The organism is Haladaptatus sp. AB618 (assembly GCF_024136965.1).
GTDB lineage: Archaea > Halobacteriota > Halobacteria > Halobacteriales > Haladaptataceae > Haladaptatus.
The window spans coordinates 185,803-205,632 of record NZ_JAMYJX010000005.1; the positions used below are offsets into that span (position 1 = coordinate 185,803).

Sequence of the window (19,830 nt, forward strand, 5' to 3'; positions counted from 1 at the left end):
CAAGCGGGATCGAAAAAAGGGACGAATTCGATGGGTGGACCCAGGTATCCTTCGTCGAACCGTCGGTCGTCAGTCGCTCCGGAGCGACGACGTTTCCTCCTCCGAGTAGCCGAACAGACCCGTCTCGAAATAGGCCAGTTCGAGGATGACGATGACGACGGTGATGGCCGTGACCGTGTAGAAGACGCCGCGCTGGGCGGTGAACAGGTGCCAGAGCATCATCGGGAGGAACAGCACCGCACCGATCAACCCGATTGCGGGCGGAATCGCGGACACGTCCTCGTGGTCACGTTGGGTCAACGCGAGGAAGCTCATCCCGCCGAAGACGACGATGAACGTCAGCGACGCGAACGACGTGATCCCCTCCAGACTGCCGACGGCGGTGAACGCGGCGGTCAGCACGCCGAGGATGAGGATGATGCGTTTGGGTAAATCCTCGCCGACGTGGAACTCGTCGGGCGAACTGGCGTCGAGTTTCTTCGGAAGGAGTCCGTTCTCGATGAGTCGGTCCGAGAACTGCGCGCTGGTGAAGAGCGTCGCGTTGATCGCGCTGGCGGTCGAGAACAGCGCCGACAGCGAGATGATGAGTTCGCCCCACCTTCCGCCGAACTTCGAGGCGGCGGTCGCCAGCGCCACTTCCGGATGCTTGGAAACCATCCCGACGCCGACGATACTGGTGGTGACGATTGCGACGCCGATGTAGATCGCCACGGCGGTCGGAATCGAGAGGTAGATGGCGGTCGGGTTGGTGTCGCTGTGGTTCTCGATGGTTCCCTGTGAGTACATGAGCAACTGCCATCCCTGGAACGCCACGAACGACATCGCCGCCGCCATGATTGGGCTGAAGCTCAGCGAATCCGCCCCCGTCTTGATGCCGCCGTGCGACGTGCCGAACCAGAGACCGACCAGTGCGAAGCCGACGAGGACGGCTATTTTGACCACGACGAGCGCGATTTCGACCCAGCCGGACTCCTCCACGCCGACGAGGTTGAGACCGACGAAAATCCCGATGATGGCCAGCGACAGCACCGCCCGAAGCGGTAGCCCCGCGACGTGTTCGACACCGGCGATATCGACGGCGTAGCTCCCGAACGCGTAGGCGTACATCGCAATCGAGCCGACGTATCCGAACAACAGCGTCCAACCGGCCATTCCCGCGAGCGTGGAACTATCGGCGAACCACGCCAGATAGGTCGGCGACGCGCCTTCGGGGTCGCTTAACTGGTTCAACTTGATGTACGAATACCCCGCACACATCGCCACGATTCCCGCCAGGACGAACGAAAACCACGCCAACGGCCCGGCGACTTTCACGACGACGCCGAGGACGGCGTAAATCCCCCCGCCGATCATCCCACCGAGGGCCATCGACACCGCACCGGTCAATCCGAGCCCTCCACCTGCTGCTTCTTCGGTCATTTCGAATAGGTTGCCGACGGGAGATGCATCAGTGTTGTAGCCGAATACTAAACCCATTCATATTAGACGGGGAAACATCGACCTCAACGCGTCCGATAGTCGAAACTGTTTTGACGATTATATTAGACTTAAATCATATGTCCGATGTTGCCCTCCAAAAGACGATTCGCCGGTGTACTGCGTTGCTCGTTATCGCCCTCTCCTCGATTGCCATCATCCTCTCGTCGTCCGCATCGAACTCCGGCGACGGACTGTTCGTTCTAGTCGCGTACGTGCTGTTTCTGGGCTCCATTCTGTATCTCGGCTGGAGCATCGTATTTGAGTTCGGCGCTCCGGTCCCCGCAGAGTCGTCCGACGCCGCCGACGAAAGCGAAAAATCAGGTGAACAACCGACCGAGTGAACGGCCCGGTTCTCAGTTTATCTCGTTGTGCATCGCCTCGATGACCTCGTCGAGGTCCGGTTCGCCGCCGCCCGGTTGTCGGCCGTAGGAGAACTCGCCGTTCCCGTCCACCGATTCGCCCTGCGTCCAGCGCTCGTCCGGGTTCGGGCGCTCGTCCTTGGTCGTGGACATGAACTCGTAGTTGAAGTCCTGGTTCTCCTTTTCTTGCGGGAAGCTGTTCGGCACCGGAACGTGGTCCTCCATCGTTTCGAGGGCGGCGTGCCACTGGTTCTGGTGCATCGTGTCGCGGGCGATGAGGTACGACAGCATGTCCTTCATGCCGGGGTCGTCGGTCATCTCCCAGAGCCGTGCGGCGAGGGTTCGACCGGTCGATTCGGCCATGACGTTCGCGTACATGTCCGCCGCGAGGTTGCCGCTGGCGACGATGTAGTTCCCGGTGAACGGCACGCCGTTGGAATCGACGGGCATCGCGTGCAACCCTGCCGAGAGAGCCTGCCGTGGCTGTCCGCTGTTCATCATCTCGGAGATGACCGCGTCCTCGCGCGCCGCCTCGCGCTGGGCGTCGGACGCCCCCTCCAAGTTCTTCGCCACCGCCGTCGCCAGCATCTCGATGTGACCGAGTTCCTCCGTCGCGGTCTCCATCAGCAGCCGTCTGTACTCGCTCTTGTCGGCGGGCACCGCGAACGCCTGAAACATGTACTGGAGCGCGACCCGCATCTCACCTTCCGCTCCCCCGATGGCCTGTTGGAGCATCTTGGCGAACCGTGGGTCTGGCTCTTCGACCGTCACCTCGTACTGGAGTTCGTTGTCGTGGTAGAACATTGTTTTCCCGTGCCGAGCGACAAGGGAAACGTGATTAGGCACACTGCCTGCTAGTGCACGTCAGTTAAACGACCACCTCCAAATCCCCCGCCCGTCCGGGATCGACGACCACCATCGGTCGGCACCGCAGGCACTACTTCCCGGCCACAACAGTTTGCAAGGAGGAGCCTCCTATCCCCAAGGACCATGGTCGACATTGATCTTGACGCCGTGCCGAGTCGTGGCCGAACTGGCTGGTGGGTTTTCATCCTGCTCCTCGTACTCGTCGCGGCGTACGTCGCGTACTCGTTCATCGGGATGGTGGTTCTGGGTGTCTTCGGCTACTACGCCACCCGACCCATCTATCGCCAACTCAGTGGCATCACTGACTCCGACGGGGTAAGCGCGGGACTGACGCTTCTCGTCGTGTTTCTCCCCATCGTCGTGCTCACGTTCTACGCCGGATTTCAACTCGTCAGTCGAGTGGGATCGGTGTTCGGAAACACCACCGATTCGGCGCTCGTGACCCACTATCTGGGGGCGCTTCCGAAGGGCCAACAGCGGACGGTTCTGGAAGCCATCCATCACCCACAACAGCTCCTCTCGAATCCGCAGACGACGGTCATGACCGTGCTCGACGCGGGACTGAAGGTCACCTCCGCCGTCGTCGGCGCGGGGATGCTCATCGCGCTCGCGGTGACGCTGTCGTACTTCCTGTTGAATCACGACGACCAACTCGCCGACGGTCTCGTCCAACTGTTCGACGGGAAGGACACGGCGGCCTACGGCTACGCCGTGGCCGTCGACGAGGACTTGGAGTCCGTCTTCTTCGGGAATTTGCTCTTCGTCATCGGCATGTCCGTCATCGCGTGGGCCGCGTATTCGGGGACGAACCTCCTCGCGCCCTCGGGGCTTCACATCCCGATGGTGTTCGTGCTCGCGTTCCTCACCGGCATCGCCAGCCTGATTCCAATCGTCGTCGGCAAAATCGTCTACATCCCCGTCGTCGGCTATCTGGCCTTTCAGGCGGTCGACTCGGGCGGAAACCATCTGGCGTTCGTCGGCGGGGTGCTCGTCGTCTACTTCCTCCTCCTCGACACGCTTCCCCAGACGTTCCTCCAACCGTACATCACTGGTCGTCAACTCGACATGGTGATGATGATGTTCGCGTACCTGCTCGGCCCGATTCTTTTCGGCTGGTACGGCTTCTTCCTGCTCCCGATACTGTTCATCATCATGCTCGAAGCGGTTCGCATCGTCCTTCCGGAACTCCTCCACGGAGAAGCGCTCACGCCGACCGTCTCGATGGGCGAGTCGGTCGGGACGAACCCGTCCTCCGCTCGAAATTCCCCGCCGAGTGCCGACGGAACGTCGGGTGACGGTTCGGATGCGGACGCCGAATGAGCGTTCGGTCCGACTCGACGCTGATGAGGTCTGACTTAAAGACCATTAGTAACCGGCCGGAAGATACAGCAGACGCAAGCGAATCTAGTAGCCAATGCGAGAGTTGCACGTTCATGCGTCGGCAGGCGAGCGGGAGGAAGTCGCCTCCATCCTCGACGAGTACGATGTCGATTATACGGTCGTGAGCGACGAGGGGGAAGGTGCGCTCTTTTTCTTCCCGCTTCCGACGGCGATGGTGGGACCGCTCCTCGACGAGTTCCGTGACGCGGATATCGAGGAGGACGCCTACACCGTCTCGACGAAGGCCGAACTGGCCGAGACGCCGAACTTCACCGAGCTTCGCCAACGGTTCTCCGACTCGATCCACAAGCTCTCGAAATCCGAACTGCACGCGAAGATCCGGGAGATGCAATGGCCGTACCAACTCTACTATCTCGGTACCCTCCTGAGCGTCATCGCGGCCGCCGCCGGGTTGTTGCTCGACCAACCGGCGCTCATCATCGGCGCGATGATCATCGCACCGCAGGTGAGTTCGGCCCTCGCCGCCCCGACCGGCGTCCTTCTGGGTGACTGGGAACTGTTCGTCAGTAGCGTCAAAGAGCAAGGGCTAGGCCTCGGGATGGCCATCATCGCCGCCGCGGCCTTCGGGTGGTTCGTTCGCTGGGTAGGCTTCGTCCCGCCGGGGGTGTCCGTCATACATATCGAACTCATCGGCGTTCGACTCGCGCCGAGTGCCCTCTCGACGATCGGCGCGATAATCGCCGGGGTCGTCGGTGCGTTCGGATACACGACCGAGCAGTCCACGACCATCATCGGCGTCATGATCGCAGCCGCGATCATTCCGGCCGCGGCGGTGGTCGGTCTCGCGATCGCGTGGATGGAACCACTGCTGGGTATCGGCGCGCTCCTGCTCTTGCTGGTCAACATCCTCGCCATCAACATCGGCGCGCTGTTCACGCTGATCGGGATGGGCTATCAGCCGAGATGGAGTGATTCGGACGGTTCGTTCCGGGAATCGATCCCGTCCGGCCAGCGAACGGCGGTCTACGCGACGCTGCTCGTCCTCCTAGTAGCGACCGTCGGTACTGGGGCGTTGACCGCGTCGAACATATCGTTCAGCCGAACGACGAACGAACAGGTGGAGACGACGTTGAACCAACCGTCGTACTCGAACCTCTCGATGTCCGGCGTCCAGACGGGATACGGCGGTATGGGGTGGGAATCGAAACCGGCGAACGTGACGGTGCACGTCAGTAGGAGTTCGAACACCGGGTACAGTGACCTTCCCAAACGGTTGGAAGGGCGGATCGAGCGAGGGACGGGACGAAACGTGTACGTCACCGTGGAGTACACGGAATCGGGAACGGCGAACGCGAAGACGAGCGGTTGATCCGGCAGTCGATCTCCGGATGGGATGGCAGGCGACTTTCGCTGGCAAGCATAGCGATGGAGTGAACGCTCGTCCAATCCGAACGCACCGATGCCACCCGAAGATCCACACGAAACCGGTCCGTCGGACCGTCCGGACGCGCCGCTGGACGAGCGGTATCCGGGTTTGAACGTTCTCACCGCGGACCCGGAGAACGCGGAAACGTCGGCACGAAGCCACCTCGAAGGCTATCTGACGCCGCGCGAGGAACACTACATCCGAACCCATCATCGAACGCCGGACATCGACGCGGACGACTGGACGGTTTCGCTGACCGGGATGGTCGAAGACGGGATCGAACTCTCGATGGACGAGATACGACACGACTACCCGACCGATTCGGTCGTCCACATGATGGAGTGTTCGGGGAACGGGCGGGCCTATTTCGACCCCGACGCGGCGGGCGACCAGTGGACGGTCGGTGCGGTCGGGAGCGCCGTCTGGACGGGGACGCCGGTGCGGGACCTGCTGAACGACCACGACGCCGCGACCGACGAGGGACTGTGGTTGTCCGTGATGGGTGGCGAAGCCAAGGAGGGAGAGGACGTGTTCTGCCGCTCGATACCGATGGAGAAGGCGCTCGACGACTGTCTGCTCGCCTACGAGATGAACGGCGACCCCATGACGCCGGAACACGGCTATCCGCTCCGACTGATCGTTCCCGGTTGGTTCGGCAACAACAGCGTGAAATGGGTCGATCGAATGCACGTCATGGAGACGATGGTGGCGGGAGAGGAGTGGCAATCGCGGAACGGCCACGACTACACGGAGTACCAGCAGTCCTCCTATCGGATCGTTCCGGCACAGGACGACGACCCCGAGCGCCACGAGTCGGTCGAGACGTTCAGCACGTACGAACAACTGCGAAATCCCGAGGAGGTACGGAACGCCTATCTCTTCGACCAACTCGTCAAATCGCTCATCACGTCGCCCGCGGAGGAGACCGCGCTGTCGTCGGACGGGCGAGTCGAAATCACGGGCGTCGCGTGGGCGGGCGACGACGCCGTCGAGCGCGTCGAACTATCGGTCGACGGCGGCGAAACGTGGGACGAGGCTTCGTTCGTCGGTCCCGACCTCGGTCGCCACGCCGTCCGGAAGTTCCGCTACGTCTGGGACGCGACTCCGGGCCAGCACACGCTCCTCTCGCGGGCGACCGACGAGGAGGGACGGGAGCAACCCGCGACCGTCTCGACGCCGGACGAAGGGCTTCGCGGAATCTCCGACGGGAAGTATCCGTGGAACGAGAAGGGGTACGGAAACAACGCGTACGTACCGCTCGGAGTTTCGGTTGCCGTCGAGGAGTGATCTCACTCGATTCGGGACAGTCGCTCGAACATCGCATCGACCACCAGTACGCCGCCAGCGATGACGACCCACAGGAGCGGGACCGCGACCATCAACACGGCCCAGTGGGGAACCGGTGTGGGCGGCGACGATGGAACCGCGTGAAGCGGAATCGGTTGGAGCGGTTGCGCTACCATCGTGGATTCCGATCAGACGTTCTCCGAGGGCGATTCGTGCGGTTCGGGCGAGCGCGTTCGGTAGACGTACCAACCGGCACCGATGAAGAGCAGGCTGACGACGATCCAGTGTGGGTTGTACGCCCCGCCCTGCGAGAGCGGTTGGTGAAGCCCCAACAGGATGTGGTCCACGAGCGCGTCGTAGAGGTCGAACGCGCCGAGTCCGACGAGGATGGACCCGAAAATCGGTCGGACGGGTAACGGACTCGCCGCACGCCGCTCGGCTTTCCAGAGGAGTCCGCCCCCGATTCCCATGATGACGACCATGGCGATCGAGAAGACGCCATCCGCGAGGATGTTCGTTCGAAGCCCGGACATGGTCGTCTGCGGATACAGGCCCGAGAGCAGGTGGTGCCACTGCAGAACCAGATGGAGCAACAATACGTCGATGAGTCCGCTGAACCCGAACCCGACGATTCCCGCCGCGACGAGCGCTCGTCGCGCCACTCCGTCGTCCACCCTTTGGGACTGCTCCACTTCGGTCGTTCGACGCTGACTCATTGTTCTCGAATCAGTACCGTCTTCCTTAGCCGACCGGGCTATCTTTGCAGGTCGTTCAAGGGGGAACCAATCCCGTCGCCGGTTACGCGGCGGCGTCGCTCGCATCCAACCGACCGCGATGGGTGACGAGCAGACCGACGGCGGCACCGAGGAAGCCGACGACGGCGATGACGAGGTACATCTCCTGCACGCCGACGGTGTCGAGGAGGTGACCGGCGATCACCTGACCGATTGCGCCCCCGAGTCCGAGACTCAACCCGCTGAGGAACGTCTGGGCGCTCGATTGTATCCGCTCCGCGGCGACCGCGTGGACGAGGTTCACTGCACCGAGGCTGAGCAGGGCAAAGCCGATTCCGCCGAACGCCTGTACCGCGAGGATCAGTAACGGGTCGGTCGTCACCCCGTAGACGACGTTCGGAATTCCGACCATCGTGCCGCCGACCACGAGCAGCCATTTATACGAGAGGCCGAGACGGGCAGCGTAGACGAACGCACCCGCCTCTAATCCCGTGTTTAACGCCCACACGAGGCCGGTCAGACCGTCCGGCGACAGCGACCACGGGCCGACGACGAGGCTCGCGTGCACCGCCCGCATGTACACCGAGAGGAACGCTTCGCCGCCCATGAACGACAGTCGGAACAGGAACATGGCCGTGACGACGACCATGAAGTTCCAGTTCGTCACGAGCGCTTTCACTGCACGGGCTATCGACGGGTCGTCGGTGTCATCGTCCGCGTCGCCGGAGGCCGCCGACCCGTCCGACAGGGACCACGCGACTGCCATCAGGACGACCATTCCGCCGATGTAGATGTACACTATCGAGACGAGTCCGGCCGCCGCAACCACCAACCCGACTCCGAGACTCCCGATACCGAACGCGAGGGACCCGAAGCTCCGAATATGCCCGAAGTCGTACCCTCGGGAGAGAACCATCCCGGTCGCGATGGGGACGATGGGCGCTCGGAACGCCGAGAAAACGGCCGTCCCGACGGCGATGATCGTGAACGGATCCGTCAGGCTCGCCCCGAACGGATAGGTCAACAGGGCGACCGCGGAGACGAGTGCCCCGACGACGAGAATCGCGCGCTCGATGTGCCAGTAGTCGGTGACGAGGCCCCACAGCGGTTGCACCGCTACCCCGGTCGCCAGCATGAGGAAACCGATCACCCCCATCTCGGCTCCCGACATTCCCATCCCGTCGAGGTAGACGTTCCGAAAGACGATGATGCCGGACCCGGCCGCGAACTGCACGAAGAACAACAGCTGAAACCGTGCTTTTCGCCCGTCGAACTCGCCGCCGCCGAATCTCGCCAGAACACCCGTCCCGGCTTGGGATTTTTCCCCCGCGTTATCCATTCAACTCCACTCCGAATCGCCGAAAACGCGCTCGTCGTTAGTTGCTACCCGTTCCATCACGAGAAACGCAGTACACGAGAGGGGATATATTTTGTCAATTTTTCTAACTACGGTCGTTGTACTTGGAGAGATTGAGTTCCCCGATCTGTACTTTGCATATCTCTCTCGAATTTCCCCGGAATCTCATAGTTCGATCTCGTCCGTCATCCCGTCGATCGCTTCGATGGTGATTCGATCCGCACCGATATCCTCGATCACCGCCCCTTCGCCGCCGATGGTGAAGCTACCCTCGTCGGTTTCGAGGACGAACGATGCCCGGCCCGCCAGTTGGGCGAGCGTTATCGGGCCGTCGCGGTCACCTTCACCTGTAATATCGACGCCCGTAATCGTCCCCGAAAGGGTTCGTTCCCGACCCGACCCGGTGTGGTAACCTTCAACACTGGCGGCAATCGTGGCACCATCGGACAGCAACGGTTCGATGAACCGGATACATTCGCGTATCGCCACGAAGACGAACGGCGGCGTGTCGTCACGATCGACGTGGATGGGCGGGTACACTTCCCAAAGACACGTCAGGAAGAACCAGTGGAACACGTACGCCGTGTCCCGGTCCTGGGCGAGCACCCCGTACTCCCGCGACGAATCGACGTGTGGCGCAAAGCAGAGTCGCGTCCGGTCGGTCAGCAGGAAAAACGCGTTCTGGAGTTCGCGGCGTCGCGCTTCGGTGCACGTTCCCTCGAAGGCCGATTCCTCGAACGGCAGGTCCTCGTCCGGAGGAACGTAGAGCGAGATTTGGATGTAGACGCCGCGGTCGTGGGCGTCGGCGAGGAGCGGCCGCAGTTCGAGGAACTGCTCCGGCGCGACGGCGAGTTGAACGTGCCGCTCGGCGGTCTCGATGTCGGCACGAGCGCGGTCCAACACCGTTCGAAATCGCCGGATGAGCGTGATCTCGTGGTCGTTCGAGTCCGGTTCCTGCCATCGATGCTGGATCTCATCGGCGGCGGTTTCGTACTGGTTGATCCGCGCCCGTAATCCCGAAAGCGCCTCTTCCGGGTCGGTCGCCCGTGCATACAGTCTATCCTGCTCGTAGGTTACCACGTACCCCTCGTCCTCCAAATCCCGCAGCACGTCGTAGATTCGCGGTCCCGGAACGCCGCTGGCGTCGGCGAGGTCGCTGGCGGACGCCGACCCGTGTTCGAGGAGGGTCACGTACGCGTTCGCCTGATACTGGGACAACCCCGCACTTTCGAGGACCGCTTTGAGTTCGCCGGTGTCCATACCACACAATCGGTGAGAACCACGTAAAACACTCGTTGATACAATAGTTGTCGAGGGCTGACGCGGACGACGGATCGATACGAACCCGTTTCCGATTCGTAGGCGGCCAATACCCTTTGCGCTCGGGATAACACCACGAACGACGGGTTTCGAATGGGGTATCGGTGGAAACTCTGTACGCAGTGGTCACGTCGTGACAGACTGACCATCGTCATCATCGCGGTAGCGACCGCCTTTCTCGTCGGGACGACGCTCTTGCTGGTCGCCGCGAACACCCAGACCTCGGCGATTTCGTCGGGGTTCAACGACTCGATGGACGTCACTCACTACGATTCGGTGGCCGCGGCGGATGCCGCGGCCACGAACGACGACGACATCGTCCTCCCGGTCGCCGCCGTGAAGCGGAACGGGACGACCGAGTACGTCGTCGGCGTGCCACCGGACGCGCCGACCGTTCTGAAAAAGGTCTCCGTCTCGTGGCGGGAGGCGCGGTTTCCACAGCCACCGTCGAACGCGACGTTTGCCGGTCCGGTCGGAGACCGGACACAGCAACGCTTCGTCGGAACCAATCACACCGAGACCGTTTCGGTCGCCCCGACTTCGACCGAAAAGTCCGTCTTCCCGCGCTCGTGGTACATCGGCAAGCCAGCCACGGTTCGGTCGTTGGGTACGACGGACGCGTACGTCGTCCACACGTCGTCCGCGTCGAACGGGGGGGGACCGGCTCCGTTCGGGAACGAGAATCATCACGCCCGGACTCTATCGGTACTTCATCGCCGGAATGCAGGGCGTGGTTTCCCTGTTGGGGTTGGCCGTCCTCGGCGGCGGCGTCCTCGTCCTCGTGGTCGTTTACAACGTCACCCGGATGAGCGTCCGTGACCGACTGGACGCCATCGAAGTCGTCCGTGCGACGGGAGGAACGCCGCGAAGACTGCTGGTAACCTTCGGCGTCCGTGCTGGTCTGCTCACGATAGTCGGAATCGCGCTCGGCTACGCGCTCGGCGTCATCGTCACCAGCGCTGTCGTCAACGCCGCGATCATCGTCGGCCTCCGGATTTCGCTCGCGCCGACGGTGAGTCCGGCCGTGCTCCGCATCATCGTTCCGGGTCTCGCCGTCCTGTTGTTCGCCGGTATCGGCGCGGGCGTTCTCGCGGTTCGTCCGGCGACGATCACGCCGCCATCCCGCCTCAAACAGGCGTACACTCCGGTCTCGAAGCCGAAACGAACCGGTAAACGGCCGATGCAGCGATTGCGAACGCTGGTCGATACGACCGTCCTCCGCTGGCGGGCGGTCGTTCCGGCGGCGACGATACTCACGATTTTCGTCCTCGTCGTCCTTCTCGTCGGGTCGCTGGTGGGCGTCCTCGCACCGCTCGCGAAGACGTCTGGCGGGACGATCACCGAACCCGGCGCGCCGTACCCGATGGCGAGCAGGATCGACGCCGGATACGCGGACTTGCTCCGGGACCAAGGCGTGAAAGCCAGCCCCGAGATCATCGTCGTCCAGGTCCGGAACGGGCAACCGTATTTGGCACGCGGGGCGGACTGGCGGTCGTTCGCGGCGGTGTCGGACGCGACCCTCGTCGCGGGTCGTCCACCGAAACACAAGTACGAAGCCGTTATCGGCCGCGACCTCGCGCGAACGTTGGGTCTCGGAGTCGGTGACTCGGTCACCCTCGGCGGTGCGTCCTCGCCCGCGTTCACGCAGGTCACGATCACCGGCGAGTTCACGGCGGACGGGATAGGGGACGACCAACTGATCGTGCCACTCTCGACCGCACACGACCTCTCGACGGACCCCGGAACCGTCCAGTTCATCCGGACGAAGGGAGAGGGTTCGCGTCTCTCGCGGTCCCAATCGGACGCCCCCGACGTCATCGTCAGCGGCGTTTCCGCTCCCAGTTCCGCCATTCGTGGACATCGAATACCGATCAGAATCGATATCAGGAACGCCCGTTCGACGGCACAAACCCGGACGCTGACGGCCAGATTCGGCTCCGCCTCGAAATCCCGAACCGTCACGCTCGGCGGCGGCGAGGAGCGTACGGTGCGGATGAACGTCTCGGCCTCGACGGTCGGAAGTCAGACGCTTCGAGTCGGTTCGTACACGCAGTCCGTGGACGTGTATCGTCACTCTCCGTTGGCGGTTCCTTCCCTGCCGTCACAGGCACCGCCAAACGGAACGATGGCGGTACCTGTTCGAACGGAAAGCGGCGCGAACGTCTCGGGCGCGACGGTTCGAATCGGGGACCGAACCACGACGACGAACGAGGACGGTATCGCGCTCGTCCATCTGCCGGGTCGGGAAGGCACCTACAACCTGACCGTCGAGAAGGGGAATCGGGTGAACAGGTCGTCGATTACCGTCGCTTCGGGTGCGGCACGTTCGCCCATGGGAACCGTCGATGTCACCTCGACGGACGTGAGTACCATGTCACACCCGACCGCGAATATCGTCCTGTTCAATCCGTGGAGTCAACCGATCACGCGAAACATCTCGCTCGTCACGCCGACGACCACGGTGACGCGGGAGGTTTCGATTCCTCCCTACAAGTCGGTCGTCACGACGAGGCAACTCGGGGGAACCGCCGACGCTTCCGAAACGGCCGAATCCGGCACGAACGATATGTTGTCGCCGGGTAACTACTCGGTTCGAGTGGTCACCGGCGGCCGAACGATTGCGACGGATTCGTTCACCGTTCACGGCGATAGTCGGACGTTCTCGACGCTCGCCCGAAACACCGACTACTCCAGCGGATCCGGAATCGGCGGGGCGGTCCGCGGCGTGTTCGGGAACTTCAACCTCCTTTTGTTGGTGATGGTCGTGCTGGCCGGATTGACCGCGGTCGGCGGGACGACGGCGACGTTCGCGCAAGCCGTCCACGCGCGCCGCCGCGCCGTCGGCGTCTATCGAGCGACCGGCGCGAACCGGTTGCGGTTGGTTCGAATCCTGCTCACCGACGCTTGTCGTCTCTCGATTCCGGCCATCATCGTCGCCATCATCGCCGCGCTGTTGACGTTACGACTCCTCGCCGTCGCCGGGTTGTTCACCGTCTTCGGCGTCCGACTCTCGCCGCAGATACCGCTCCCGATTCTCCTGCTCGCGGCCGGGAGCGCGCTGGTGTTGATGTGTCTGAGCGTTCTCATCGCGGCGATGCCCTACCTCGTCTCCGAACCGACGGCGGTTCAGCGCGGAACGACCCCCATCGAACCGGAAGAAAGTAGGGGGGAACGATTGTAGGGGTGATACCATGACCGAAACCGTGCTGGACGCGGATTCAGTCCGTGTCGCTCGGGGGGGACGGGACGTTATCGAGGACGTGTCGATGTCGATTCCGACGGACGCCCAACTCCTCGTACAGGGACCGAGCGGGGCGGGGAAGACGACGCTGTTCAACGTACTCGGACTGCTCGACACGCCGACGAGCGGGACGGTCAGCATCCGCGGCGAGGACACCGCCGAACTCCCCGAACGAAAGCGCGCCAAGTTGCGCCGTGAGACGCTCGGCTTCATCTTTCAGGACTTTCAGCTCATCGAGGATTTGACCGCGTGGGAGAACGCCGCCCTCCCGCAGGACCACACCGGAACGCGGGACGAGGAATGGCTCGAAACGCTCTTTTCCAGGCTCGAGATCGAGGACCGCGCGGACCAGTATCCCGCGACGCTCTCGGGCGGGGAAAAACAGCGCGTCGCCATCGCCCGCGCGCTGGCGAACCGCCCCGCCATCGTGCTCGCCGACGAACCGACCGGCCAACTCGACCCCGACACGACCACGCAGGTGCTCGATTTATTGTTCCGACTGCAGGAAACGGCCGAAACCGCGCTCGTGGTCATCAGCCACGACATGCAACTGCAACCGCGGTTCGACACGGTCGTTCGGTTGGAGGACGGAAAAATCCGGACCGAAGTCGCCTGAGAGGGTGTTTGTTCGACGCGTTGGGGGACTCGCGTTCCGCTCGGTGCGACTGCCGTCAGTCACTCCCAAAGTAGTACGAACAAAATTCCGAACAAACCGAACGCAACGACATACATCGTCGCGAAGATGACGCCCCGCGCAAATGTCCAGTAGCCCCAAAATCCAACGACGGTGAATATGGCGATTGCTACGTACTTGTGTCGCCGACTTGGAAAATAGCCATTGTATTGCCGTTGGTCGTGTAGCGACATCACTTCATGTTTCCCCACCCATCCACATTTATCCTTCCTTCATATATCAAAATCGAAAACGACAAAAATTTACATGGATGTTCATGCGTTTAAATGATCCACTCCTCGTGCTCGGTCGCTCCCGACGTATCGACACCGTCCGGAAACCGTTCACGCTATCGCGGACGGTTACTTTTCCTTCGATTCCTCCGACGTGGCGGCCTCGTACACCGTCTGCCGGTCGTCGAAGTACACCGGCGCGTCCGCGTCGGCCTCGAACCGGACGACACGGTCCAACGCTTCGCGTCCGTCGTCCACCTCGGAGCGGAGGTCATCGGCGAGGGACCCGTAGCCGTCCGCTAACTCCCGAAACGCCACGATTCGTGCGCGCTTGGCTTCCACGACGGCCTGCGTCTCTTCGATTTCACGCTCCAGTTCGGTCACCGCCGCGGTATCGATTTCTCTTTCGGGACCATCCGTCGATGGCGGGTGCTCCGCCGTTTCGACGTCCTCGGGGCTGTCTTCCAACCGAGCGCGCACCTCCGACACTCTGTCGTCGATGTCGTCCAGCAACGCGTCGGCTTCCGTCGTCATCGTTTCGACGTTTCCCATCAGCAACCCCGCCTGCGTATCACAGTAGTCCACGAACTCCGCGACAGACAGCGCGACGTCGTCTTCCCGGCCCATACGAACTCGTTCGGGCGTCCGGGGGAAACCGTTTGGGACTGGCCGTTACTGTTCCGGCCGTTGGTGTTCCGCCCGTTACTGTTCCGCCTGTTCCAGGTTCCCCCGTTCTTTGACCTGATCGATGCGCGAGCGGGCGGTTACCCGCGTCTCTCCGATCATCGCACCGGCGAAGGCGCCGAGCGCGCCGCCGGTACTTGCCGCGTTTTTGCTGATGAAGCCGCCGATAGCGCCGCCGATGGCGGCACCGATGGCGGCGTGACGAGCACGACTCAACGCGCGTGTAAGGCGAATGGAACGCATACGTTCCTAGTAGTCATCCAACATGATAAACCCACTCGCGCGTCGGCAGCGAAAACGAGGTTAAACTAACCCGAACGACGCACTACGTCCATCGCGGCGAACATGTTGCTGATGGGGTGGTAGCCCGGTTCCACCGCGACACCGCGGTTCGGGTCGTCGCGGTCGTTCGTCCGGTTCAGTCGCTCGAACCAGTTGCCGTGTTTGGGATTGACGAAGTTCTCCCGGGCGTACTCCCACAGTCGATCGTACCAGTCCAGATACGCGTCGTCGGTCCCCCCGAGGCGGGCCGCCGCCCCGATACCCTCCGTGACCGCCCAGCCGTATTTGTCCGCGACGACGGGCGTTCCGTCCGCCTCCACGGTGTAGTAGAACCCGCCGTTCTCGTCGTCCCACCCCATCTCGACCGCGTGGTCGAACAGGTCGCGCGCCGAGGCCCGAATCCAGTCCTCGTCCCTGAACTCGGCGAGGTGCGAGAGGAGCTTCGACCACTCGAGATGGTGGCCCGGTTGGTAGCCCCACGGGCGGAACTGGTGGCGCGGTTGGTCCTCGTTGTAGGCCATGTCGTGCGCCCAGTTCGAATCGTAGTGTTCCCACAACTTGCCGTCCGTTTCGGCCGCGAGGTCGCGGACGATTCCCTCCGCGATGGAGTACGCCCGGTCGAGGTAGTCGGGGTTCCCGGTAACCTCGTGGGCCACGAGCATCGCCTCGCAGGTGTGCATGTTCGCGTTCAACCCGCGGTACGGGACGACTTCGTTCCACTCCCCGTCGGCGCGGTCGGCGTACATCCCGTGTTCGGGTTCCCAGAAGTGACGGTCGATGGTTTCGACGGCCCGTTCGAGTTCGGCTTCCGCACCCGGGATTCCGGCTTCCAGCGCCCGCGCGCTGGCGAGGACGACGAACGCGTGACCGTAGCAGAACCGCGTGTCGTCCACCGTTTCCCGGCCTTCGAGGAGCCAATCGTACCCGCCGTTCTCGGCGTCCCATTGGTGATTCGAGAGGAAGGCGAGTCCGTGTTCGGCCGCCGTCCGGCACCAGACCGGTCCGTCGAGGAGCGCGCCGACGCTGAAATTGTGGACCGCGCGCGCGGTGGCGACGAGGTGTTTCGTGTGGCCGTCGTAGACGAACCCGTCTCGCTCGTCCAGTTGGGCGATGTATCCACCGTAGCGGGTGTCGATGCAGTCGGGATAGTAGAAGTTCAGGACGCGGAGTATCTCCTGTCTGAGACGCTGTGTATCGTGAAACGTAGTATGCGTTGCCATGGTTCGTGGTTCGGACTGTCTCTTTGTTTCGAGGGCGGGGAATTGGCTTTTTGCTTTCGCTAGACCGAACCGAAATGCGCGTCGAGGTGTTCGGCCCAGCGCTCGTTCGCGTCGCGGGTCCGCCCCGCGATGTGGGGCGTGTGCACGACGTTGTGGCGGTCGAGCAGTGGATCATCGAGGGGGAGCGGTTCCTCGTCCCACACGTCGGCGGCGAGGACGATTTCGTCGGCGAGCACGCGCTCCCGGACGGCGTCCATGTCGCAGATTCCGGCCCGCGTGATGAGTACGAGGATCGACCCCTCGGGAAGCCCGTGGATGTGCTCGGCGGTGATGACGCCCTTCGTCGCGGGAGTCAGCGGAATCGTCGGCGCGAAGATTTCGGCGTCGCTCACGAGTTCCTCCATGCTGTACACCTGCCGTGCGCCGGTGCTGTGGAAACAGGGTTCGTCCGCGAACGGGTCGTAGGCGGCCACGTCTGCCCCGAGGTGGTCCGTCGCCGCCGCGTAGCGACTTCCGATGTTGCCGATTCCGGCGACGCGAACGCGCTTTCGCGCGACCGTTCCGCTCACGTAGTTCGGGTCGTCGGCGAACTGGTGTCCCCGCGCACCGGGGATTTCGTTGTCCAGTTGGTCCATGTCCCACGGTTCGTGGCTCTCCGCCATCGCCGCGTGTTTCTGCGGAATTTGGCGAAGCGCGTCGATGGTGAGTCCGAGGCCGAACTCGGACACGGATTCGCTCCAGAAGCCCTCGTTCGTGTGATCGTGAACCGTCACGCCGCGGTCGGTGAGGTACTCCGAGAGTTCCTCGTCGGCGTTGTACATCGAGTCGGTCATCACGAACGCCTCCCGCAGGTTCGTGAATTCGGCGAGGTCGTCCTCGGAGGCCAGTACGCCGAGCGAGACGAGTTTTTCGACGGATTCGGGCGAGGAAACGGCCGCCGCGAGGCCGGTTTCTCTCTCCTCGGGGAGTCGGACGAACTCGACTTCGTCTCCGGATTCGGTCCAAAGGTGGTGCAGGTAGTCGGCCGCGAGCGGCCAAACGTCCTCGAACAGCGGGTCTACGACGATTGTGCGTGTCATTGTGTGATGTTGAAATTGGTTTTCGGTGGTCAGTCGCTCGGTTCGAACAGGTACCGCATGGTGTCGAGTTCGTCGGGCGGCATCCGGTGCGGCGCGGAGTTGTAGGGCGGAATCTCGGCGGAAATCCAACCGTCGTAGCCGACGTCGGAGAGCGCGGCGACGACGCTGTCCCAGTCGATGTCGCCCTGCAACAGGTACGTCGGTCGGTGGGCGTCCGTCAGCCAGTCCTTGACGTGGACCTTCGAAATCCAGTCGCCGAGTCCCCGAATCCAGCGGTCCGGTAGCCCCCAGCGGAAGCCGTTGCCCACATCGAAGTAGGCCGAAACCGGCCCGGAATCCTCGACGGCTTCGAGGAACTCGACGAACTCGCGGGGCGAGTACAGGAAGTCGTTTTGGACGTTCTCGACGGCGACGCCGACCCCGGCGTCCGCCGCGTATCCCGCGATTCCGCGGACGGATTCGACCGCCCGTCGGTAGTCGGCGTCGTAGCCAGCGCCGGGGAAGATTCGTGCCGGGACGATCAGAACCTCGTCCGCGCCGAGGGTCGCCGCCGCGTCGACCATCTCGCACGCGATGTCGATTCCCCGACCTCGTTTCTCGTCGTCGGCGCTCGACAGCGGGTACTCCCAGTGGAGCGTGGTGGAGACGGCCGGAACGGTGAGGCCGTTCCCGTCGGCGGCCTCCCGAACGCGTTCGCGGCCGTCCGCCGTCGTCAGCAATCCGCCCTCCCGATAGTTGGGTTCGACGCCGTCGTACCCCGCGTCCGCGAGGATTTCACACGTCGTTTCGATCTCCGACGCCGGAAATCCGGCCTGATTCAGTCCGTACCTGTGATTCATTTGGATGAATTCTCCTCGTCCGTTCCCCCGACGACCACGACCCGCAGGTCGTTGACGTTGGTTCCCGTCTCGCCGGTTTCGATCAGCGCGTCACGCTCGTCCAAAAATGGATACGTATCGTGGTCTCGCAGCGCCGCCCTCGCCGCGGCGCGGTCCTCGGGTTGGACGGTTTCGCCGTCCACGAGCGCGCCCGCGGCGTCCGTGCTTCCGTCCAACCCGTCGGTATCGACGCCCGCGACGACGATTTCGGACCCCTGGAGTTCGCGCGTCGCGCCGAGCGCGAACTCCTGATTCGGCCCCCCGACGCCGTCACCGTCCACGGTGACGGTCGTCTCGCCGCCCGACAGAATTACGGCGGGTGGCTCGACCGGGTTGCCGGTCGCCGCACTCTCGACGCCGATGGCGGCGTGGGTGCGGCCGACCTCGGCGGCTTCCCCGCCGATCCGCGAGGAGAGGACGAGCGTCGAATACGCCATCTCCCGCGCCCGCTCCGCGGCCGCGTCGATGGCCGTCCAGTTGTCCGCGAGGACGAAGTTCGTCACGTTCTCGACCCCCGAATCGCTGGTCCCATTCTCCGAATCGACGGCGTCGCCTCCGGCGACTGCCGCCGATTCCGATGGTGCTGCCGCCGATTCGAGCGTTTCGAGCGCGGTTTCGATGTCCGCCGGAACGTCGTCGAGGAACTCGTTCAGGATCGCGCTCGCGTCCTCGGCGCTCGCTCTGCTCGAATACGTCGGCCCGCTGGCGACGACCGCCGGGTCGTCGCCGATCACGTCGCTGACGACCAGTCCGACCACCCGAGCGGGGGCGGCGGCCTCGGCGAGGCCGCCGTCCTTCACGCTCGACAGCGCCCGCCGAACGGTGTTGATGTCGTGGATGTCCGCGCCGGAGCGGAGCAGTCCCTCGGTCACGGTGCGGAACGAATCGAGCGAGATTCCTTCCGCGGGTGCGGAGAGGAGCGCGCTGCCGCCGCCCGAAATCGGCGCGATGACGAGCGTTTCGTCGTCGGCCCCCTCGGCGGCCGAGAGGATGTCCTCGGTCGCGTCGCGGTTGCGTTCGCTCGGCAGCGGGTGGTCGCCGGGCCGCACCTCGATTGTCTCCGTTTCGGCGGGCGTGTCGGTGACGACGGTGCCGCCGGAGAGATAGTCTCCGAGGGTGGTTTCGAGGCTGGTCGCCATCTCCCCGGCGGCGTTGCCACCGCCGAGGACGAGGACGGTCGAAAACGAGTCGAGGTCGAACGATTCGCCGTCGACGGTGAGGACGCTTCCGTCGCGCGAGAGCTTTCGGCGCACGACGTGTCGTGGATGTGCGGCGTCGATACCCGCGTGCAGGCAGTCGAGCGCGACCTGTTCCGGCGTCGGCGAGTCTGGATGGTCGTGAGTCATGGATTATGGGAAAATGGGAGCGTC

The 19,830-nt window shown here is 63.4% G+C and carries 19 protein-coding genes; 7 read left to right on the plus strand and 12 right to left on the minus strand.

Annotated elements, in window-relative coordinates; all coding sequences use genetic code 11:
• Positions 1–69: 69 nt before the first annotated feature.
• Positions 70–1,419 carry an APC family permease gene (locus NKF26_RS16130; protein WP_253234585.1) on the minus strand — a complete coding sequence of 450 codons (1,350 nt, stop codon included), beginning with the start codon at positions 1,417–1,419 and terminating at the stop codon, positions 70–72.
• Between the two features lie 137 nt (positions 1,420–1,556).
• On the opposite strand from NKF26_RS16130, the gene NKF26_RS16135 reads away from it, so the two are divergent.
• A complete protein-coding gene (locus NKF26_RS16135) occupies positions 1,557–1,820 on the plus strand; it encodes a hypothetical protein (RefSeq protein WP_253234586.1) in 264 nt (87 codons plus the stop codon).
• 12 nt (positions 1,821–1,832) lie between these two features.
• Here the strand turns inward: NKF26_RS16135 and NKF26_RS16140 are convergent, their stop codons facing one another.
• On the minus strand, positions 1,833–2,642 hold the full coding sequence (locus tag NKF26_RS16140) for a manganese catalase family protein (protein ID WP_253227610.1): 810 nt from the start codon (positions 2,640–2,642) through the stop codon (positions 1,833–1,835).
• Positions 2,643–2,828: 186 nt separating this feature from the next.
• Here NKF26_RS16140 and NKF26_RS16145 point away from each other — a divergent pair, with 186 nt between their 5' ends.
• From NKF26_RS16145 to NKF26_RS16155, 3 genes are all read left to right on the plus strand, one after another.
• Positions 2,829–4,025, plus strand: coding sequence for an AI-2E family transporter (locus NKF26_RS16145; protein ID WP_253227611.1), 1,197 nt, complete (start codon positions 2,829–2,831; stop codon positions 4,023–4,025).
• A gap of 94 nt (positions 4,026–4,119) precedes the next feature.
• Positions 4,120–5,415, plus strand: a complete 1,296-nt coding sequence (locus tag NKF26_RS16150) for a TIGR00341 family protein (protein ID WP_253227612.1) — start codon at positions 4,120–4,122, stop codon at positions 5,413–5,415.
• Positions 5,416–5,505: 90 nt separating this feature from the next.
• The gene (locus tag NKF26_RS16155; RefSeq protein WP_253227613.1) at positions 5,506–6,759 is read left to right on the plus strand and encodes a sulfite oxidase; all 1,254 of its coding nucleotides are present in this window, start codon (positions 5,506–5,508) and stop codon (positions 6,757–6,759) included.
• Positions 6,760–6,761: 2 nt separating this feature from the next.
• Here NKF26_RS16155 and NKF26_RS16160 read toward each other — a convergent pair whose 3' ends face one another.
• The 4 genes from NKF26_RS16160 to NKF26_RS16175 all read right to left on the minus strand — a co-directional run bounded on the left by NKF26_RS16160 (position 6,762) and on the right by NKF26_RS16175 (position 10,110).
• Positions 6,762–6,935, minus strand: a complete 174-nt coding sequence (locus tag NKF26_RS16160) for a hypothetical protein (RefSeq protein ID WP_253227614.1) — start codon at positions 6,933–6,935, stop codon at positions 6,762–6,764.
• A gap of 12 nt (positions 6,936–6,947) precedes the next feature.
• Positions 6,948–7,475 carry a DUF2243 domain-containing protein gene (locus tag NKF26_RS16165; RefSeq protein WP_253227615.1) on the minus strand — a complete coding sequence of 176 codons (528 nt, stop codon included), beginning with the start codon at positions 7,473–7,475 and terminating at the stop codon, positions 6,948–6,950.
• Between the two features lie 82 nt (positions 7,476–7,557).
• Positions 7,558–8,832, minus strand: a complete 1,275-nt coding sequence (locus NKF26_RS16170) for an MFS transporter (RefSeq protein WP_253227616.1) — start codon at positions 8,830–8,832, stop codon at positions 7,558–7,560.
• A gap of 183 nt (positions 8,833–9,015) precedes the next feature.
• Complete coding sequence (locus tag NKF26_RS16175; protein ID WP_253234587.1) at positions 9,016–10,110, minus strand: TrmB family transcriptional regulator; 1,095 nt, start codon at positions 10,108–10,110, stop codon at positions 9,016–9,018.
• A 153-nt stretch (positions 10,111–10,263) separates the two neighbouring features.
• Here NKF26_RS16175 and NKF26_RS16180 point away from each other — a divergent pair, with 153 nt between their 5' ends.
• Genes NKF26_RS16180 through NKF26_RS16190 form a run of 3 tightly spaced genes read left to right on the plus strand, consistent with a single transcriptional unit; the run spans position 10,264 to position 14,027 of the window.
• Entirely contained in the window at positions 10,264–10,989 is a 726-nt protein-coding gene (locus NKF26_RS16180; RefSeq protein WP_253234588.1) for a hypothetical protein, read from the plus strand.
• The gene (locus NKF26_RS16185; protein ID WP_253234589.1) at positions 10,892–13,351 is read left to right on the plus strand and encodes an ABC transporter permease; all 2,460 of its coding nucleotides are present in this window, start codon (positions 10,892–10,894) and stop codon (positions 13,349–13,351) included. Before NKF26_RS16180 ends, NKF26_RS16185 begins: the two co-directional genes overlap by 98 nt.
• 10 nt (positions 13,352–13,361) lie before the next feature.
• The gene (locus tag NKF26_RS16190; RefSeq protein WP_253234590.1) at positions 13,362–14,027 is read left to right on the plus strand and encodes an ABC transporter ATP-binding protein; all 666 of its coding nucleotides are present in this window, start codon (positions 13,362–13,364) and stop codon (positions 14,025–14,027) included.
• Positions 14,028–14,446: 419 nt separating this feature from the next.
• Here NKF26_RS16190 and NKF26_RS16195 read toward each other — a convergent pair whose 3' ends face one another.
• The 6 genes from NKF26_RS16195 to NKF26_RS16220 form a co-directional block, all read right to left on the minus strand.
• Positions 14,447–14,944 carry a hypothetical protein gene (locus tag NKF26_RS16195; protein WP_253234591.1) on the minus strand — a complete coding sequence of 166 codons (498 nt, stop codon included), beginning with the start codon at positions 14,942–14,944 and terminating at the stop codon, positions 14,447–14,449.
• 75 nt (positions 14,945–15,019) lie between these two features.
• Complete coding sequence (locus NKF26_RS16200; RefSeq protein WP_253227621.1) at positions 15,020–15,244, minus strand: hypothetical protein; 225 nt, start codon at positions 15,242–15,244, stop codon at positions 15,020–15,022.
• A gap of 65 nt (positions 15,245–15,309) precedes the next feature.
• Positions 15,310–16,503, minus strand: a complete 1,194-nt coding sequence (locus tag NKF26_RS16205) for an AGE family epimerase/isomerase (protein WP_253227622.1) — start codon at positions 16,501–16,503, stop codon at positions 15,310–15,312.
• A 59-nt stretch (positions 16,504–16,562) separates the two neighbouring features.
• Entirely contained in the window at positions 16,563–17,582 is a 1,020-nt protein-coding gene (locus tag NKF26_RS16210) for an NAD(P)-dependent oxidoreductase (RefSeq protein WP_253227623.1), read from the minus strand.
• 29 nt (positions 17,583–17,611) lie between these two features.
• The gene (locus NKF26_RS16215; protein ID WP_253227624.1) at positions 17,612–18,421 is read right to left on the minus strand and encodes a sugar phosphate isomerase/epimerase; all 810 of its coding nucleotides are present in this window, start codon (positions 18,419–18,421) and stop codon (positions 17,612–17,614) included.
• The gene (locus NKF26_RS16220) at positions 18,418–19,806 is read right to left on the minus strand and encodes a glycerate kinase (protein ID WP_253234592.1); all 1,389 of its coding nucleotides are present in this window, start codon (positions 19,804–19,806) and stop codon (positions 18,418–18,420) included. The genes NKF26_RS16215 and NKF26_RS16220 overlap by 4 nt, the downstream gene beginning before the upstream one ends.
• Positions 19,807–19,830 lie beyond the last annotated feature (24 nt).

Bases quoted from the DNA above. Each gene is read 5' to 3' on its own strand.
- NKF26_RS16135 (WP_253234586.1), top strand. From the start codon at position 1,557: ATGTCCGATGTTGCCCTCCAAAAGACGATTCGCCGGTGTACTGCGTTG.
- NKF26_RS16215 (WP_253227624.1), bottom strand. From the start codon at position 18,421: ATGAATCACAGGTACGGACTGAATCAGGCCGGATTTCCGGCGTCGGAG.
- NKF26_RS16180 (WP_253234588.1), top strand. From the start codon at position 10,264: ATGGGGTATCGGTGGAAACTCTGTACGCAGTGGTCACGTCGTGACAGA.
- NKF26_RS16160 (WP_253227614.1), bottom strand. From the start codon at position 6,935: ATGGTAGCGCAACCGCTCCAACCGATTCCGCTTCACGCGGTTCCATCG.
- NKF26_RS16220 (WP_253234592.1), bottom strand. From the start codon at position 19,806: ATGACTCACGACCATCCAGACTCGCCGACGCCGGAACAGGTCGCGCTC.
- NKF26_RS16145 (WP_253227611.1), top strand. From the start codon at position 2,829: ATGGTCGACATTGATCTTGACGCCGTGCCGAGTCGTGGCCGAACTGGC.
- NKF26_RS16205 (WP_253227622.1), bottom strand. From the start codon at position 16,503: ATGGCAACGCATACTACGTTTCACGATACACAGCGTCTCAGACAGGAG.
- NKF26_RS16150 (WP_253227612.1), top strand. From the start codon at position 4,120: ATGCGAGAGTTGCACGTTCATGCGTCGGCAGGCGAGCGGGAGGAAGTC.
- NKF26_RS16165 (WP_253227615.1), bottom strand. From the start codon at position 7,475: ATGAGTCAGCGTCGAACGACCGAAGTGGAGCAGTCCCAAAGGGTGGAC.
- NKF26_RS16170 (WP_253227616.1), bottom strand. From the start codon at position 8,832: ATGGATAACGCGGGGGAAAAATCCCAAGCCGGGACGGGTGTTCTGGCG.
- NKF26_RS16185 (WP_253234589.1), top strand. From the start codon at position 10,892: ATGCAGGGCGTGGTTTCCCTGTTGGGGTTGGCCGTCCTCGGCGGCGGC.
- NKF26_RS16175 (WP_253234587.1), bottom strand. From the start codon at position 10,110: ATGGACACCGGCGAACTCAAAGCGGTCCTCGAAAGTGCGGGGTTGTCC.
- NKF26_RS16155 (WP_253227613.1), top strand. From the start codon at position 5,506: ATGCCACCCGAAGATCCACACGAAACCGGTCCGTCGGACCGTCCGGAC.
- NKF26_RS16200 (WP_253227621.1), bottom strand. From the start codon at position 15,244: ATGCGTTCCATTCGCCTTACACGCGCGTTGAGTCGTGCTCGTCACGCC.
- NKF26_RS16195 (WP_253234591.1), bottom strand. From the start codon at position 14,944: ATGGGCCGGGAAGACGACGTCGCGCTGTCTGTCGCGGAGTTCGTGGAC.
- NKF26_RS16210 (WP_253227623.1), bottom strand. From the start codon at position 17,582: ATGACACGCACAATCGTCGTAGACCCGCTGTTCGAGGACGTTTGGCCG.
- NKF26_RS16190 (WP_253234590.1), top strand. From the start codon at position 13,362: ATGACCGAAACCGTGCTGGACGCGGATTCAGTCCGTGTCGCTCGGGGG.
- NKF26_RS16130 (WP_253234585.1), bottom strand. From the start codon at position 1,419: ATGACCGAAGAAGCAGCAGGTGGAGGGCTCGGATTGACCGGTGCGGTG.
- NKF26_RS16140 (WP_253227610.1), bottom strand. From the start codon at position 2,642: ATGTTCTACCACGACAACGAACTCCAGTACGAGGTGACGGTCGAAGAG.